The organism is Streptomyces sp. NPDC107522 (assembly GCF_055657525.1).
In genome coordinates this window covers 374,038-389,699 of the sequence record NZ_JBVKAU010000001.1, presented here as the reverse complement: position 1 = coordinate 389,699, position 15,662 = coordinate 374,038, and the positions used below count along the sequence as shown (strand labels likewise).

Annotated in this window: 11 protein-coding genes and 1 tRNA gene; 6 read left to right on the top strand and 6 right to left on the bottom strand. The window is 72.6% G+C overall.

Annotation, left to right across the window (positions count from 1 at the left end; genetic code table 11):
- Window positions 1-16: 16 nt before the first annotated feature.
- Complete coding sequence (locus ACZ7L6_RS01700; protein ID WP_471919939.1) at window positions 17-1,885, top strand: coagulation factor 5/8 type domain-containing protein; 1,869 nt, start codon at window positions 17-19, stop codon at window positions 1,883-1,885.
- A 68-nt stretch (window positions 1,886-1,953) separates the two neighbouring features.
- Here the strand turns inward: ACZ7L6_RS01700 and fusA are convergent, their stop codons facing one another.
- Both fusA and ACZ7L6_RS01690 read right to left on the bottom strand, forming a co-directional pair.
- On the bottom strand, window positions 1,954-4,011 hold the full coding sequence (fusA, locus tag ACZ7L6_RS01695) for an elongation factor G (protein ID WP_471919938.1): 2,058 nt from the start codon (window positions 4,009-4,011) through the stop codon (window positions 1,954-1,956).
- Window positions 4,012-4,407: 396 nt separating this feature from the next.
- Window positions 4,408-4,560 (bottom strand): ferredoxin, encoded by a 153-nt coding sequence (locus ACZ7L6_RS01690; protein WP_471919937.1) that lies wholly within the window; start codon window positions 4,558-4,560, stop codon window positions 4,408-4,410.
- Between the two features lie 7 nt (window positions 4,561-4,567).
- On the opposite strand from ACZ7L6_RS01690, the gene ACZ7L6_RS01685 reads away from it, so the two are divergent.
- The 5 genes from ACZ7L6_RS01685 (at window position 4,568) to ACZ7L6_RS01665 (ending at window position 11,803) form a co-directional block, all read left to right on the top strand.
- A complete protein-coding gene (locus ACZ7L6_RS01685) occupies window positions 4,568-5,041 on the top strand; it encodes a hypothetical protein (RefSeq protein WP_471919936.1) in 474 nt (157 codons plus the stop codon).
- Between the two features lie 159 nt (window positions 5,042-5,200).
- Entirely contained in the window at window positions 5,201-7,813 is a 2,613-nt protein-coding gene (lanKC, locus tag ACZ7L6_RS01680; RefSeq protein WP_471919935.1) for a class III lanthionine synthetase LanKC, read from the top strand.
- A 6-nt stretch (window positions 7,814-7,819) separates the two neighbouring features.
- A complete protein-coding gene (locus ACZ7L6_RS01675) occupies window positions 7,820-7,936 on the top strand; it encodes a SapB/AmfS family lanthipeptide (RefSeq protein ID WP_471919934.1) in 117 nt (38 codons plus the stop codon).
- A 115-nt stretch (window positions 7,937-8,051) separates the two neighbouring features.
- Window positions 8,052-9,872 (top strand): ABC transporter ATP-binding protein, encoded by a 1,821-nt coding sequence (locus ACZ7L6_RS01670; RefSeq protein WP_471919933.1) that lies wholly within the window; start codon window positions 8,052-8,054, stop codon window positions 9,870-9,872.
- Entirely contained in the window at window positions 9,869-11,803 is a 1,935-nt protein-coding gene (locus tag ACZ7L6_RS01665; protein ID WP_471919932.1) for an ATP-binding cassette domain-containing protein, read from the top strand. The genes ACZ7L6_RS01670 and ACZ7L6_RS01665 overlap by 4 nt, the downstream gene beginning before the upstream one ends.
- A 96-nt stretch (window positions 11,804-11,899) precedes the next feature.
- Here ACZ7L6_RS01665 and ACZ7L6_RS01660 read toward each other — a convergent pair whose 3' ends face one another.
- From ACZ7L6_RS01660 to sucD, 4 genes are all read right to left on the bottom strand, one after another.
- Window positions 11,900-12,505, bottom strand: coding sequence for a response regulator transcription factor (locus ACZ7L6_RS01660; protein ID WP_471920586.1), 606 nt, complete (start codon window positions 12,503-12,505; stop codon window positions 11,900-11,902).
- A gap of 255 nt (window positions 12,506-12,760) precedes the next feature.
- Window positions 12,761-12,845: transfer RNA gene (locus ACZ7L6_RS01655), tRNA-Leu, on the bottom strand.
- A 219-nt stretch (window positions 12,846-13,064) separates the two neighbouring features.
- On the bottom strand, window positions 13,065-14,606 hold the full coding sequence (locus ACZ7L6_RS01650; protein ID WP_471919931.1) for an aldehyde dehydrogenase family protein: 1,542 nt from the start codon (window positions 14,604-14,606) through the stop codon (window positions 13,065-13,067).
- 165 nt (window positions 14,607-14,771) lie between these two features.
- On the bottom strand, window positions 14,772-15,656 hold the full coding sequence (sucD, locus tag ACZ7L6_RS01645; protein ID WP_471919930.1) for a succinate--CoA ligase subunit alpha: 885 nt from the start codon (window positions 15,654-15,656) through the stop codon (window positions 14,772-14,774).
- Between the last annotated feature and the right edge of the window lie 6 nt (window positions 15,657-15,662).

Genomic DNA, 15,662 nt, shown 5'->3' with positions numbered 1-15,662 from the left:
CCAGGAGAGCCGCCCCATGCCCCCTTCCTCCCCTTCCTCGCCGTCCTCGCCGCCTTCCGGGCCGCCTTCGATCGGCCGCCGGACGCTGATGGGCGCCGCGGTCGCGTCGGCGCCGGCTGTGCTCGGCCTGTCGACGGAGGCCTCCGCGCAGGTGTCCGCACAGGCCTCCACGCAGGGCTCCACCCTTGCCGCCGCCCAGGGTTCCGCCGCTCCGTCGGCCCGGAAGAAACCGCACGCCCTGCCCGGCGGCGGCGACCTCGGCCCGAACGTCCTCGTCTTCGACCCGTCGGCCCCGGGCATCCAGGCCCGGCTCGACGAGGTGTTCCGGCAGCAGGAGTCGGCGCAGTTCGGCACCGGCCGCTTCGCGCTGCTGTTCAAGCCGGGCACGTACCACGGTCTCAATGCGCAGATAGGCTTCTACACCTCCATCGCCGGCCTCGGCCTCTCCCCCGACGACACGACCATCAACGGCGACGTCACGGTCGACGCCGGCTGGTTCGGCGGCAACGCCACACAGAACTTCTGGCGTTCGGCGGAGAACCTCGCCGTCGTGCCGGTCAACGGGACCAACCGCTGGGCGGTCTCTCAGGCCGCGCCGTTCCGCCGGATGCACGTGCGCGGCAACCTCAACCTCGCGCCCACCGGCTACGGCTGGTCCAGCGGCGGCTACATCGCCGACAGCCGCGTCGACGGCCAGGTCCAGCCGTACTCCCAGCAGCAGTGGTACACCCGGGACAGCGCGATCGGCGGCTGGCTCAACGGCGTGTGGAACATGGTGTTCTCCGGCGTCGAGGGCGCGCCCGCACAGAGCTTTCCGAACCCCCCGTACACCACGCTCGACACCACCCCCGTGTCCCGGGAAAAGCCCTTCCTGTACCTCCAGGGTGACAACTACCGGGTCTTCATCCCGGAGAAGCGGACCAACGCCCGAGGTGTCACCTGGGGCAACGGCACGCCGCGCGGCACCTCGCTGCCGCTCACGCAGTTCTACGTCGCCCGCCCCGGCGTCTCCGCGGCCACGCTCAACCAGGCGCTCGCCCAGGGTCTGCACCTGCTGCTGACGCCGGGGATCTACCACCTGGACCGGCCCGTCGAGGTGAACCGGCCGAACACGGTCGTGCTGGGCCTGGGTTACGCCACGCTCATCCCGGACAACGGCGTCACGGCCGTGAAGGTCGCCGACGTCGACGGCGTACGGCTGGCCGGGTTCCTGATCGACGCCGGTCCGGTCAACTCCCCGACGCTGCTGGAGGTCGGCCCGCGCGGGGCGTTCCGGGACCACTCCGCCAACCCCACCACCGTGCAGGACGTGTTCATCCGGATCGGCGGCGCCGGCCCCGGCAAGGCCACCACCAGCATGGTGATCAACAGCCGGCACACGATCGTCGACCACACGTGGGTCTGGCGGGCCGACCACGGCGAGGGAGTCGGGTGGGAGACCAATCGCGCCGACTACGGCGTCGTCGTCAACGGCCACGACGTCCTGGCGACCGGCCTGTTCGTGGAGCACTTCAACAAGTACGACGTGCAGTGGTACGGCCAACGGGGCCGCACGGTCTTCTTCCAGAACGAGAAGGCGTACGACGCCCCGAACCAGGCCGCCGTCCAGAACGGCTCGGTGAAGGGCTACGCCGCCTACAAGGTCGGCGACGGCGTGACCTCGCACGAAGGCTGGGGGCTGGGCAGCTACTGCTACTACAACGTCGACCCCACGATCGTGCAGCACCACGGGTTCGCCGCCCCGAACACGCCCGGCGTGCGCTTCCACGACCTGCTGGTCGTGTCGCTGGGCGGGAAGGGACAGTACGAGCACGTCATCAACGAGACGGGGGCACCGACGTCGGGGACGTCGACCGTGCCGTCGACAGTGGTGTCGTATCCCTGAGACGGGACGGTGGTGTCACATCCGTGAGGGGGCGGCCCCTCCTGCGGGAGGGAGGGGCCGCCGGTCGGTCACCGGGCCGGCGTCACGGCCGGCGCCGGTGCGTAGCCGGTGGGCCGGGCGGTGAACGTGCCACGGCCCTGGGTCCGGCTGCGCAACCGGGTCGCGTAGCCGAAGAGTTCGGCCAGCGGCACGGTGGCCGTCAGGACCGCCGAGCCGCCGCGCGTGGCCGAGCCGGAGACCCGGCCCCGCCGCGCCGCGAGGTCGCCGAGGACGGTGCCGACGGCGTCCTCGGGCACGGTGACCGTGACCTCGGCGACCGGCTCCAGGAGGACCATCGCGCAGGTGCGCAGGGCCTCGCGCAGACCCAGTCGGCCGGCGGTGCGGAAGGCCGTGTCGGAGGAGTCCTTCACATGGGTCGCCCCGTCGGTGAGGGTGACGCGCAGCCCGGTCACCGAGTGGCCGCCGAGCGGGCCTTCGGCGAGGGCGTCCCGGCAGCCGGCCTCGACGGCACGGACGTACTCCTGCGGTACCCGGCCGCCGACGACCGCCGAGCGGAACTCGAAGCCGGATTCCGACTCCGCGGGTTCCACGTCGAGGACGACATGGGCGAACTGCCCTGCCCCGCCGTCCTGTTTGACGTGCCGGAAGACGAAGCCGGTCACTCCGCGGCCGACCGTCTCCCGGTACGACACCAGGGGGCGGCCGACGTTGACGTCCAGCCCGACGTCGCGCCGGATCTTCTCCACCGCGACCTCCAGATGCAGTTCGCCCATGCCGGACAGCACCGTCTGCCCGGTCTCGACGTCGGTCCGTACGACCAGCGACGGGTCCTCCTCGGCGAGCCGCGCCAGCGCGGTGGCCAGCCGGTCGGTCTCGGTCGACCTGCGGGCCTCGACCGCCACAGACACCACCGGGTCGGCCGCACTGGGCGGTTCGAGGACGAGCGGGGCGTCCGGTGCGCACAGGGTGGCGCCCGGACGGGCCGACTTCAGACCGACCACGGCCACGATGTCCCCGGCGACCGCCCGGTCCACCTGGGCGTGCCGGTCGGCCTGGACCCGCAGGATCCGCCCGATCCGCTCGGTGCGCCGCGCACCCGCGTCGAGCACCGTGTCTCCCTTCTCGATCGTTCCCGAGTACACCCTCAGGTAGGTCAGCCGCCCCGTCGGAGTGGCGCTCACCTTGAACGCCAGCGCCGCGAACGGTGCCCGCACATCGGCCGACCGCTCTTCGTCGACACCGTCTCGCGTACCGCATACAGGCGGCACGTCGAGCGGCGACGGCAGATACGCCACCACCGCGTCGAGCAGCGGCTCGATCCCGCGGTTGCGGTAGGCCGAGCCGCACAGCACGACCACGCCGTCACCGCTGCGGGTCAGGTCGCGCAGGGCGGCGGCAAGAGTCTGCGGCGAGAGCGTCGACCGCGCGCAGAACTCCTCAAGCGCACCGGCATGCAGTTCGGCCACCGCCTCCTCCAGCAGCCGCCGACGCCGCCGCGCCTCCTCCCGCAGACCCTCCGGAACCGGTTCCTCCACGGCCGTGTCGGCACCGTCCGCCCACACCAGCGCGCGCATGCGGACGAGGTCCACGACCCCGCGGAACCCGTCCTCCGCACCGATGGGCAACTGCACGACCAGCGGCGCCGGATGCAGCCGTTCCCGGATCGAGGCGACCGCCGTGTCGAGGTCGGCCCCGGCCCGGTCCAGCTTGTTGACGAACGCGATCCTCGGCACACCGTGCCGGTCGGCCTGCCGCCACACCGACTCGCTCTGCGGCTCGACGCCCGCGACGGCGTCGAAGACCGCGACCGCACCGTCGAGGACACGCAGCGAACGCTCCACCTCGTCGGCGAAGTCGACGTGCCCCGGGGTGTCGATCAGGTTGATCCGGTGACCGTCCCAGGCGCAGCTGACCGCCGCGGCGAAGATGGTGATGCCGCGATCGCGCTCCTGCGGGTCGAAGTCGGTGACGGTGGTGCCGTCGTGGACCTCGCCGCGCTTGTGCGTGGTGCCGGTGGTGTACAGGATCCGCTCGGTGACGGTGGTCTTGCCGGCGTCGACGTGGGCGAGGATGCCGAGGTTGCGGACGACGGCGAGGGTGGTGAGGCTGGTGATGTTGGTGCGCACGGCCCTTGGCCTTTCGGATGATCCGGAAGTGGAAACGGGTCAGCGCGATTTACGGACGAGGCACACACGTGCCAGGACATGGCCTGTCGCCCTGCCTGAAAGAACGGCAGATTCGGGAACAGGAGTTGGCGGTGCTCAGACGCTCGTCACGGGCATCCGGTGCCGGCCGCGCAGCGGGCACCGGGCGGACGAGGACACGAGGATCACCTCGTACCGGCAGAGGGAGACGACGGCAGCGGTGCGGTCACACACGGCCCGGCTCCCTTCGACTGGTCACGACGACGCGCCGCCGAGTGGTGGGCGGCGCGTGATTGCGTGCTGAGTTTAGGGAACCGGGCGCGGTCGGAGCACGCGGTTTTCCAGCGGTACGGCCGGAGCGCGAGGCTTGTCCGGTCGTCACTGGTCGTCGTCGATCGTGATGGCCGACGCCGGGCAGACCACGGCCGCCTCGCGGGCGGCGGCGTGCAGGTCCGCGGCCGGGCTCGGTTCGAGGAGGGTGACGATGCCGTCGTCCTCGCGTTGGCCGAAGACCTCGGCGCTCCTGCGCAACGGCCTGGTGGAGCGGACACTCGACCCGGCCGGCGGGGTGGCCCGCGAGTTCCGGATCACCGAGGAAGGCCTCAGGCTGCTCACGGAGCAGCGCGAGGGAATCGTCACCGGCTTGTCCGCGGTCGTGGCCGACTGGACGCCGGAGCGACTGGCCCGGTCCATCGACGACCTGCGGCCGTTCAACACCGACATCGAACGCATCGCCGGCCGGCCTTGGCCGAGGAACACACACGACGCCAACGGGAGCGACCCGTCCGCGCTGAGCGCGGCGACGGCCGACCAGGACCGACGAGGTCAGGGCCCGGGACAGCGGGAACCGGCCGCCGACAGCGGCACCGGCCTGCCGGCCGACGGCGGTGTCGTCGCGGCCCTGCACACCGGCCGGCCGCACCCCGTCCACCTGACCGACAGGTCATCAAACCCCGTGGGGGCCGTGAGATTCGTAGGGGCAGGCCGTGCGAATCTCACGCTCGTGCGGTGACAGACGATCGATGTCCTAGATCCTCTGTTCTGTCATCGTAAGAGGTGATTGCGACAGGCCGGGCAACCCGAAGCAGCACGGGTCGCCTGTCCCCCGCTCCGCCCCGTCGAGCCGCGAGGCACCGCTGAGGAGGAGAGCAGCCCCGACAGGAGGCTTTCCGTGGACAAGCGGTACGAGGTGTACTGCCTCACTGATCCGCATTTCTACGACACGCTGTCCCATGGGGGGACGCGTGGCCGGTTCCGTCAGTCCCTGCGCCCGCCCCCCGCGGCGTGGACGCGCGAGGAACTCGACGAGTGGGTGGTCCTCCGTCCCGTCGACGCGGCCCTCCCGCCGCAGGGCTGGAAGATCCATGTCTCGGCATGCCTGGACGACGCGCAGACAATCCTGGACGCGGTGTGGGACTACTGCATACCGCGCCGTATCGCCTTCAAGTTCCTCCCGGCCCAGGAGACCCTGTTCCTCGCCAACGCGAAGTACGCGCATCGCGGGTCGAGCGGCAAGTTCGTGACCGTCTATCCGGTCGACGAAGCCCACTGCGAGCGCGTGCTCACCGAGCTGGGCTCCGTCCTCGACGGACTGCCGGGGCCGTACATCCTCAGCGACCTGCGCTGGGGGGCCGGCCCGCTCTATGTGAGGTACGGGGGCTTCGCGGACCGGCACTGCGTGTCGGCCGACGGTGTGGTGCAGCAGGCGATGGAGGATCCCTCCGGCCGCCTGGTGCCGGACGTGCGCGGCCCCACCTTCCAGGTACCGGAGTGGGTGCGGCTGCCGGCGTTCCTGGAACCGCACCTCGCCGAGCGCCTGCGGACCACGGTCGCCGACCTGCCGTACCGGATCGAGAAGGCGCTGCACTTCTCCAACGGCGGCGGGCTGTACGCCGCGGTGGACACGCGCACCCAGGAACGTGTCGTTCTCAAGGAGGCCCGGCCCCACGCGGGGCTCACCCCGGACGGCGCGGACGCCGTCACCCGGCTGGAGCGCGAGCGGGAGGCCCTGGAGCGGCTGCGCGGCCTGCCCTGTGTCCCCGTGCTCCACGACCACTTCGAACTGGGCGGCCACCACTTCCTCGTCGAGGAGTTCATCGAGGGGACGCCCCTGCACACGCTGTTCGTCGAGCACTATCCCCTCGCCGCACTGGATCCGTCCCCGGCTGCCTTCGCCGACTACACCTCCTGGGCCCTCGACATGTTCCAGCAGGTGGAGGAGGCGGTCGCGGCGGTCCACGAGCGGGGCGTCGTGATGGGCGACGTGCACACGTTCAACATCCTGGTCCGCCCCGGCGGCGGAGTCGTCCTGATCGACTTCGAGGGCGCCTCGGACGTGGCCGACGCACGGCACCAGGTCCTCGCGGCCCCTGGCTTCCTCGCCCCGAGGGGGACCACCGGCTTCGACATCGACCGGCACGCGCTGGCCTGTCTGCGGCTGTCCCTGTTCATGCCGCTGACCAGCCTGATCGAGCTGGACCGCGGCAAGGCGGGCCAGCTCGCCAGGGAGGCCTCGCGGCTGTTCCCCGTCCCCGGCCGGTTCCTCGACGAGGCCGTCCGCACGGTGACCGGCGACGGCGGAATGACTGCCGGGGCGGACGACGAGCCCCGGCTGGAACCCGACCACTCCGGCTGGCTGCGCGCCCGGGAGTCGATCGGGGCCGCCATCCTGGCCGCCGCCACACCCGAGCGCCATGACCGGCTCTTTCCCGGCGACATCGAGCAGTTCGACACCCCGGGCGGCGGCCTCAACATGGCGCACGGCGCGGCGGGCGTGCTGTACGCGCTGGACGTGACGGGCGCCGGCCGGCACCCCGCGCACGAGGACTGGCTGATCCGGCACGCCCTCCACCCCGATCCCGGTACCCGCCTCGGCTTCTACGACGGCCTGCACGGCATCGCGTACGTCCTCGACCACCTCGGGCATCACGAGGAGGCCGTCAAGGTCCTCGACATGTGCCTGGCCGAACGCTGGGAGGTCCTGGCCCTCGACCTCAGTGGCGGCCTGTCCGGCATCGGGCTCAACCTGCTCCACTTCGCGACCACCACCGGCGACCCCGTCTGCCGTGACGCCGCCCTCCACGTGGCGGAGGCCGTCGCCGACCGTCTGGGCCCGGCCGACGCCGTACCGGAGATCAGTGGCGGCGCCCGCCCCCGAGCGGGGCTGATGTACGGGTCGTCCGGGCCCGCGCTGCTGTTCCTGCGCCTGTACGAGCGCAGCGGCGACCCGGCACTCCTCGACCTGGCCGCCACCGCGCTGCGCCAGGACCTGCGCCGCTGCGTGGTGCGCGAGGAGGTGTCGATGGAAGTGAACGAGGGCTGGCGCACCATGCCCTATCTCGCCGACGGCAGCGTGGGCATCGGCATGGTCCTGGACGACTACCTGGCGCATCGCGCGGACGACGAGTTCGCGACATCCGCCGCCGCGATCCGCCGGGCCGCCAGGGCGTCGTTCTACATCGAGCCCGGGCTGTTCGACGGCATCGCCGGCATGATCCTGCACCTCAGCCGCGCGCACCCGCCCGGCACGGCGGTCGCGCGGGACCCCGTGATCGCGGACCACGTGCGCCGCCTGTCCCGTCACGCCTGCCTGCTCGACGGCCGACTGGCCTTCCCCGGCGAGCAGTTGTTGCGGCTGTCCATGGACCTGGCCACCGGAGGCGCGGGCGTCCTGCTCACGCTGGGCGCCGCCTTCCACTCCCGGGCCACCGGGCTGCCGTTCCTGACAGCGGACCTGCCCGCTCATGACCTCCCCGTCCCCACACGAGTCGAAGAGAGGAGGTGAGGACTGATGTCGCTCCTCGAACTGCAGGGCCTGACCATCGAGTCGGAGGCCGGCCTGCGTCCGCCGCCGGGCAGCCGTGCGAGCAGGGGTTGCTTCAGCGGGCTGAGCCTGCTGATCTGCTAGAGGCCCGGCCTCTGACCGCAACGGCGGGGGCACACCGCGCGCCCCCGACCACCAAGGGTGGGGGCACATCACGCCCCCGCCCTCCTCTGGATCCTCACGACGACGGGAGCGTCCGGTGGACCGACGCGCGGCGGACCGTCTGCTGCTGGAGACGGTCCGGCGAGGCGGTGCCTGGGGCGGGATCCAGGCCACCGTGTCCCTCGTGTTGGCGGCGGTCTACGTGCTTCTGCCCGCCGTCATGGGCCGCACGGTCGACGCCGTGCTCGGGCACGGTGACACGGCGCTGTGGCTGGCCCTCTCCGCCGTCACCGTCGCGCTGCTGGTGGTGTGCGACGCCGCGGACGACTGGGCGGGCGCGGTGGCCAACGCCCGCTGCACGGCCTGGCTGCGGCACACCCTGCTGGGCCATGTCCTCGACCTGGGCGCCCCCGCCACCCGCCGTCACTCCCGCGGTGACCTGGTGGCCCGCCTGGTGGGAAACACCGCCCGGGCCGGCAGCGCCCCGTCGGGCCTGGTGTGGGCGGTGACCGAACTCGTCCCCCCGCTCGGGGCCGTGGTGGCCCTGGCCCTCATCGACCCCTGGCTGTGCCTCACCTTCGTGGCCGGACTGCCGTTGATCGTCCTCGTCGTCCGCGCCTTCGTCCGCGACGTCTCCGACCTCAACGACCGCTACTTCGCCACCCAGGGCCACATCGCCACCCGGCTGGTCGACGCCCTCGCCGGGATCCGCACCATCACGGCCGCGGGGACCACGGCCCGCGAGGCCGAGCGCGTCCTGAAGCCGCTGCCCGAGCTGCACCGCCACGGCCTCGGCATGTGGCGCGCGTTCGCCCGGGTCTCCGCACGCGACGCGGCGATCGTGCCCCTGCTGATGGTCGCCGTGCTGGCCGTGGCCGGAGTGGGGCTCGCCCGGGGCCGTATCACACCCGGTCAGATGCTCGCGGCGACCGGATACGTCCTCCTGGCCACGGGCGTGAGTTCGCTGGTGGCCTCGGTCAACCGGCTGGCCTTCGCACGCGCCACCGCGGGCCGGGTCGCCGAGGTGCTGGGCGAGCCCACGGTCGCGTACGGCACCGCGCATCTGCCCCCTGGGGGCGGCGGGCGGCTGGCGTTCCGCGGGGTCACCGTACGCACCGCCGAGGGCGACGCCGCGCTGGACGGCATCGACCTCGACCTGCCGGCGGGCGCGCTGACCGCCGTCGTAGGACGCTCCGGATCCGGCAAGTCCCTGCTGGCCGCACTGGCCGGACGGCTGGCCGACCCGGAGGAGGGTGAGGTACGACTCGACGGCGTGCCGCTGCGCGACCTGCACCGCGCGGAGCTGCGGCGGGCCGTCGCCTACGGCTTCGAACACCCGGTGCTGCTGGGCGACACCTTCGCCGACGCGATCGGCTTCGGGCCGTGCGCACCCGAAGGCGGGGAGGTGCGCGCGGCGGCCGGCGCGGCACGCGCCGACGCCTTCATCCGGACCATGCCCGACGGGTACGGCACCCGGCTCGCCACCGCCCCGCTGTCCGGCGGCGAGACGCAACGCGTCGGCCTCGCACGCGCGTTCGCCCAGTCCGCCCCGAACGGCCGCCTCCTGGTGCTGGACGACGTGACGGCCAGCCTCGACACCGTCACCGAGCACCACATCCGCCAGGCCCTCACCGGCACCGGCCCGCTCGCCCACCGCACCCGCACCGTCGTGACCCACCGCGCCTCCACGGCCGCCCGCGCTGACGTCGTCGTGTGGCTCGACGAGGGGCGGGTGCGGGGGGTCGGGACGCATCGCGAGCTGTGGGCGGAAGAGGGGTATCGGGCGGTGTTCCGGCCGGAGGCGGGGGGTTACGGGGAGGGGGGCGAGGAGCTGGAGTCGCACGGGGACGTACGTCCGGGGGCGGACCCGGGACCGGGACAGGCACCGGCACCCGAACGCGAGGGAGGCATCTGGTGAGCCCGGGGCCGGGGCCCCTGCTGCGCTCCACGCTGCGCACGCGGCGCCGGGAGTTCGTACGGCTCACCGGCTGGTCGCTGGTCGAGGCCGTGCCGGCCCTGCTCTCCGGCTGGCTGGTCGCCCGTGCCGTCGACGACGGCTTCCTGGCCGGCCGCAGCGCCGAGGGCTTCGGCTGGCTGGGCCTGCTGGCCTGCGCCGTCCTCGTCGGCGCCTGGGGCACCCGGCAGGCCACGCGCCGACTGGCCGGGGTCGTCGAGCCGTTCCGCGACGACCTGGTCACCCTCGCCACGACCGGCACGCTGCACCGCTCGGCCGGCGTCGGGCAACCGGTCGACACGGCGGGCGTGGCACGGCTGACCGAGCAGGTGGAGATCGCCCGCGAGTCGTACGGGGCGGTCGTGATGTTCGTGCAGAGCTTCGCGGTCACCGCGGTGAGCGTGCTGCTCGGGCTGGCCGCGCTGGATCCCGCCCTCCTGCTGTTCGTGGTGCCGCCCCTGGTGGCCGGGCTGGTGCTGTTCCTCCTGGCCCTGCGGGCGATGGCGGCCCGGCAGCGGGCGGTCGTCCTCGCCGACGAGGCCATCGCCGAGCAGGTGGGCAAGGTGGTCGGCGGCCTGCGGGACGTGACGGCCTGCGGCGCGGAGGAACTCGTACGCCGTCGGGTCGGCGACCGTATCGACGAGGCGGCGAGCGCCGCCCGCGCCCTGGCCCGGCTCACCGCGTTGCGCACCGCGGCGCTGGGCGTCGGCGGCTGGCTGCCGATCGTGCTCATCCTGGCCGGGGCACCCTGGCTGGTGCGGGGCGGGGTGACGGCCGGCGCGGTCCTGGGCGCGCTGACCTATGTCGCCCAGAGCCTGCAGCCGGCCCTGCACGGCTTCGTCCAGGGGCTCGGCGGCAGCGGGCTGTGGCTGCTGGTCACGCTCGGCCGGATCCTGGAGGCGGCGGGGCCGGGGGCGTCGGGGGTGGTGGGAGCGGTCGGCCCGGGTGCATCGGGGGGCCTGGAGGCGTCGCGAGTGGCGGGTACCTCACGGCTGATCGACGCCCCGGCGAGGACGGAGCCATCGAGCGCAAAGCCTTCCCGGTCAGTCGCGAGCCGCGAACCGCCCAGCACCCCGCTCGCCGCCGGGCCGGGCAGACCCCGCACCACCGCTCCGGCTCCCGCGGCAACGGCGGAGGCGGCGCCGACGGACCCGCAGCCCTCCGACGGCCGCGTCGAACTGCGGAACGTCACCTTCGCCTACGCCCCGTCCGCCGAACCCGTCCTCCAGAACCTCGACCTCACCCTTCCGTCCGGCACCCACCTGGCGGTCGTCGGACCCAGTGGCGCGGGCAAGTCCACGCTCGCCGCGCTCATCGCCGGGATGCTCGAACCGCAGGCCGGCCGGATCCGCCTGGGCGGTGTCCCGGTCCGATCCCTGGACACGGGCAGGCTCTCCCGGTCGCGCGTGCTGATCCCGCAGGAGGCGTACGTCTTCACCGGCACCGTGCGCGAGAACCTCGCCTACCTGCATCCGACGGCCACCCGGCCCGCCCTCGACGCGGCGGTCCGCGCCATAGGCGCCGCCCCGCTCGTCGCACGCCTCGGCGGCTACGACGCGCCGGTCGACCCGGCCCTGCTCTCCGCCGGTGAACGCCAGCTGATCGCCCTCGTCCGCGCCTTGCTGCCGCCCGCCCCGCTGGTCCTGCTCGACGAGGCCACCTGCCACCTCGACCCCGCCGCGGAGGCCGTCGCCGAACGCGCCTTCGCCTGCCGCCCGTCCACCCTCATCGTCTGCGCCCACCGGATCAGCTCCGCCCTGCGTGCCGACCTCGTCCTCGTCATGGACGGCCCGCGCTGCACCCTCGGCACCCACGACCAGTTGCAGGCCGACTGCGCCCTCTACCGTGACCTGATCGGCCACTGGGACCAGGTGGCGGCCGACGTCCGGCACTGATGTGACGAGGAAGCCGGTCGCCCGGCTCGACGGCCGACACGGTCTCGATGGCCGACACGGCCACGACGGCCCACGCCGACCGGCCCTGGCTCCCGGCTACAACCAGCCCGATTCCCGCGCGATCCGGATCGCGTCGATGCGGTTGCGTGCTCCGGTCTTTCTGGAGACGGCGTTCAGGTGATTGCGGACCGTTCCCACGGACAGCGACAGCCGGTCGGCGATCTCCCGCGTGGGCGTGCCGTCCGCCGCCAGCCGCAGCACCTCTTGCTCCCTCGCGGTCAGCGGGTTCTCCGCCGAGGAGAGCGCCAGCAGCGCCAGTGACGGGTCGATGAACCGCTCGCCCGCCGCCACCTTGCGGACCCCCTGGGGGAGCATGTGGCAAGGGCTGTTCCTGCCGATGAGCCCAGCGACCCTCCGGTCCAGCGCCCGCCGCAGATACTCGGGGGTCGTCGAGCCGACCACCAGCAGGGTCCGGCACTCCGGCAGCCGCGCGGCCAGCTCCAGGGAGGTACCGAGGGCGCGGTCCTCATCGCCGTCGACGTCGATGACGACCACGTCGGGCCGGTACGACAGGGCCTGCGGGACCGTCTGGCCGTGCTCCGGTGACGCCGGGACCACTTCGATGTCCTTCTCCCGTGTCAGCAGGGCGGCGAGTGCCCCGCGCACCAGGTCTGCCTCCTCGACGAGAAGAACACGGATCAACATCTCTCCCGCCCGGCCGGACGCGGCCTCCATCACCCGATGCGCCCCGGACGCTCCGACGACGCCATATGCAGTATGTCCCCGTTTGCGGCCCACTGCCGGACGCCGCCCCGCAGGCACCAAGGAAGCAGGGCCTCAAGGGCGAGCTGGTCCCCGCACTGGCCGGTCACTGACGGAGGACGACGGCTGCTGGGCGCCAGAAACAGCTCATGCGGGCCGAGGCGAACCTCGTCCCGCATGAGCTGAAGCGATCTGTGTCCGAGGGGGGACTTGAACCCCCACGCCCGATAAAGGGCACTAGCACCTCAAGCTAGCGCGTCTGCCATTCCGCCACCCGGACTAGGTGTCTGCCGCCTTGCCGGAGGTGTTCCCCGCGGCGACATGGACAACAATACCAAGGTTTCGGAGTGCCCTTCACCTGCATATCCGTCCGTCGGACCGCCCGCGCGAGCCGGGAGGCGAGGCGGTCCGGCAGTCGTTCACCTGCAGTGATTCGGTGTGCACGCACGGGTGAGGTTCCCCGGCGTCGCCCCCGCGGGTGGGCGCCGACGGGAGCCCGTCAGGGCATGAGGTGGTAGTCCGGGAAGTTCCCGGGCAGCCGCTCCCCCGCCGGCCCCTGGGTCACGGCGCGCACGAGCAGCTCGCCGCCGACGAACGCCCCGCGCCAGGACGCGCCGAAGCCGCCGAACAGCTCGTCGCGGTCGCCGCGGGAGCGCGGCTTGCCATGGCCCACCTTGAACGCGCGGATCTGCGGGGCCAGACGGTCGTACGTGGCCCGGTCGTCCGTGGACAGGGTGGCGACCAGCGCGCCGTTGGACGCGTTCATCGCCGCGAGCAGCTCCGCCTCCGTGTCGACCAGGACGATCGTGTCGACCGGGCCGAACGGCTCCGCGTGGTGCAGCGGTGAGGACGGGGGCGGGTTCAGCAGCGTGACCGGCTGGACGTATGCCGAGGTGTCCTGGCCGGGCAGGAAGCGGGCGTCGGACGGCTTGCCCCGGTGCAGCGGGACGGCACCGCGGTCGATCGCCTCCGCGACCTGGTCCTGCAGCTCCTTGGCCTTGGCGGCGTTGATCACCGGCCCGAAGTCCAGCTGCGGGTAGGGGTCGTCCCGCTTCTCGACCGCCAGGGGGTGACCCACCTTGAGCGTGCGCACCGCCGGGAGGTATGCCGCCAGGAACTCGTCGAACAGCTCACGCTGGACCACGAAGCGCGGGTATGCCGTGCAGCGCTGCTTGCCGTAGTCGAAGAGCTTGGGGATGACCGCCGTGAGCGCGTCCCAGTCCGTGTGGTTCCAGATGCCCCAGGTGTTGAGTCCTTCCTGTTCGAGTACGTGTCGTTTGCCGAGGTCGGCGACGGCCGTGGCCACCGCGGCGCCGGTGTCGCGGCCGCCGACGAAGGAGACACAGCCGATCTCGGGCGCCCGCACCAGCGCCTGGGACAGCTCGCCTCCGCTGCCGCTGACGAGGGTGACGGGAATCCCCTCGCGGGCGGCGAGCGCGCAGGCCAGGGTCAGACAGGCGACACCGCCGTCGGTCGGGGTCTTGGCGATGACCGCGTTGCCTGCCAGTGCCTGTATCAACACTGCGTGAACGAGCACGCTCATCGGGTAGTTCCAGCTCGCGATGTTGGATACCGGACCGTCCAGCGGGGCCCGGTCGGCGAGCATCGGTTCGATGCCGTCGACGTACCAGCGCACGCCGTCGATGGCCCGGTCGACGTCCGCCTGGGCGAGCCGCCAGGGCTTGCCGATCTCCCAGACGAGGAGCAGGGCGAGCAGCTCCCGGTGCTGGGTCAGCGCGTCGAGGGTGGCCGCGACACGGGCCCGGCGCTCCTCCAGCGAGATGTGCCGCCATGCCCGGTGCTGGTCGAGCGAGGCGCGTACGGCCTGGTGGGCGGTGGCCCGGTCCAGGCGTGGCGGGCCGGCGATCGGGCTGCCGTCCACGGGGCTGGTGGCGGGCAGGGCCCGGCCGTCCGCCTGCCAGGTGGAGTCCCAGAGGTTCAGGACACGGTCGTCCCGGAACGCCTCCGGGGCGACCTCGAGGCAGCGCTGCCAGGCGTCGGCCCAGGAGGTGCCGGATTTGAGGGTGAGGGTGGTTGCCATCGGATCTCCGCTCTCGGTGCACAGTCGAGAGGAAAAGGGGCCCGCAGGGCCCCTCCTTGGAAGGGTGGTGATGGAGACGCGTGGGCGGCTCCTTGCATGGCTACGGCGGACGCTAGCGAGGTGCGGCAACTCCCGAAAGTGACCTCGCTTTGGCTATGAGTGACGTCACGACTCGGCTCCCAGGCGGTCCAGCACCAGACGCGCGGTCTCGGTGGGCGTGCCGCCGACCCGTACCCCCACCGCCTCCAGCGCCTCCTTCTTCGCCGCCGCCGTGCCGGACGAGCCGGACACGATCGCGCCCGCGTGCCCCATCGTCTTGCCCTCGGGGGCGGTGAATCCGGCGATGTAGCCGACGACCGGTTTGCTGACGTGGTCGCGGATGTACGCGGCCGCGCGCTCCTCGGCGTCGCCGCCGATCTCCCCGATCAGGACGATCAGTTCGGTGTCGGGGTCGTCCTGGAAGGCGGCGAGGCAGTCGATGTGGGTCGTGCCGACGACCGGGTCGCCGCCGATGCCGACGCAGGTCGAGAAGCCGATGTCGCGCAGCTCGTACATGAGTTGGTAGGTGAGCGTGCCGGACTTGGAGACCAGGCCGATGCGGCCGGGCTTGGTGATGTCGGCCGGGATGATGCCGGCGTTGGCCTGGCCGGGGGTGATCAGGCCGGGGCAGTTGGGGCCGATGATGCGGGTGCCGCGCGCCTTGGCGTACGTGGTGAAGGCGACGGAGTCGTGGACGGGAACGCCCTCGGTGATCACGACGGCGAGTCCGATACCGGCGTCGGCGGCCTCGACGACGGCCGCCTTGGTGAAGGCGGGCGGGACGAACACGACGGTCACGTCGGCGCCGGTCGCGTCCATGCCCTCGTGCACCGAGCCGAACACCGGAACCGCACGGTCGTCGAAGTCGACGGTGCGGCCTGCCTTGCGCGGGTTGACGCCGCCGACGACGTTCGTGCCGGCCGCGATCATGCGCCGGGTGTGCTTCATGCCCTCGCCGCCGGTCATGCCCTGGACGAGGACCTTGCTCTCCTTGGTGAGGTAGATGGCCATGTCGTC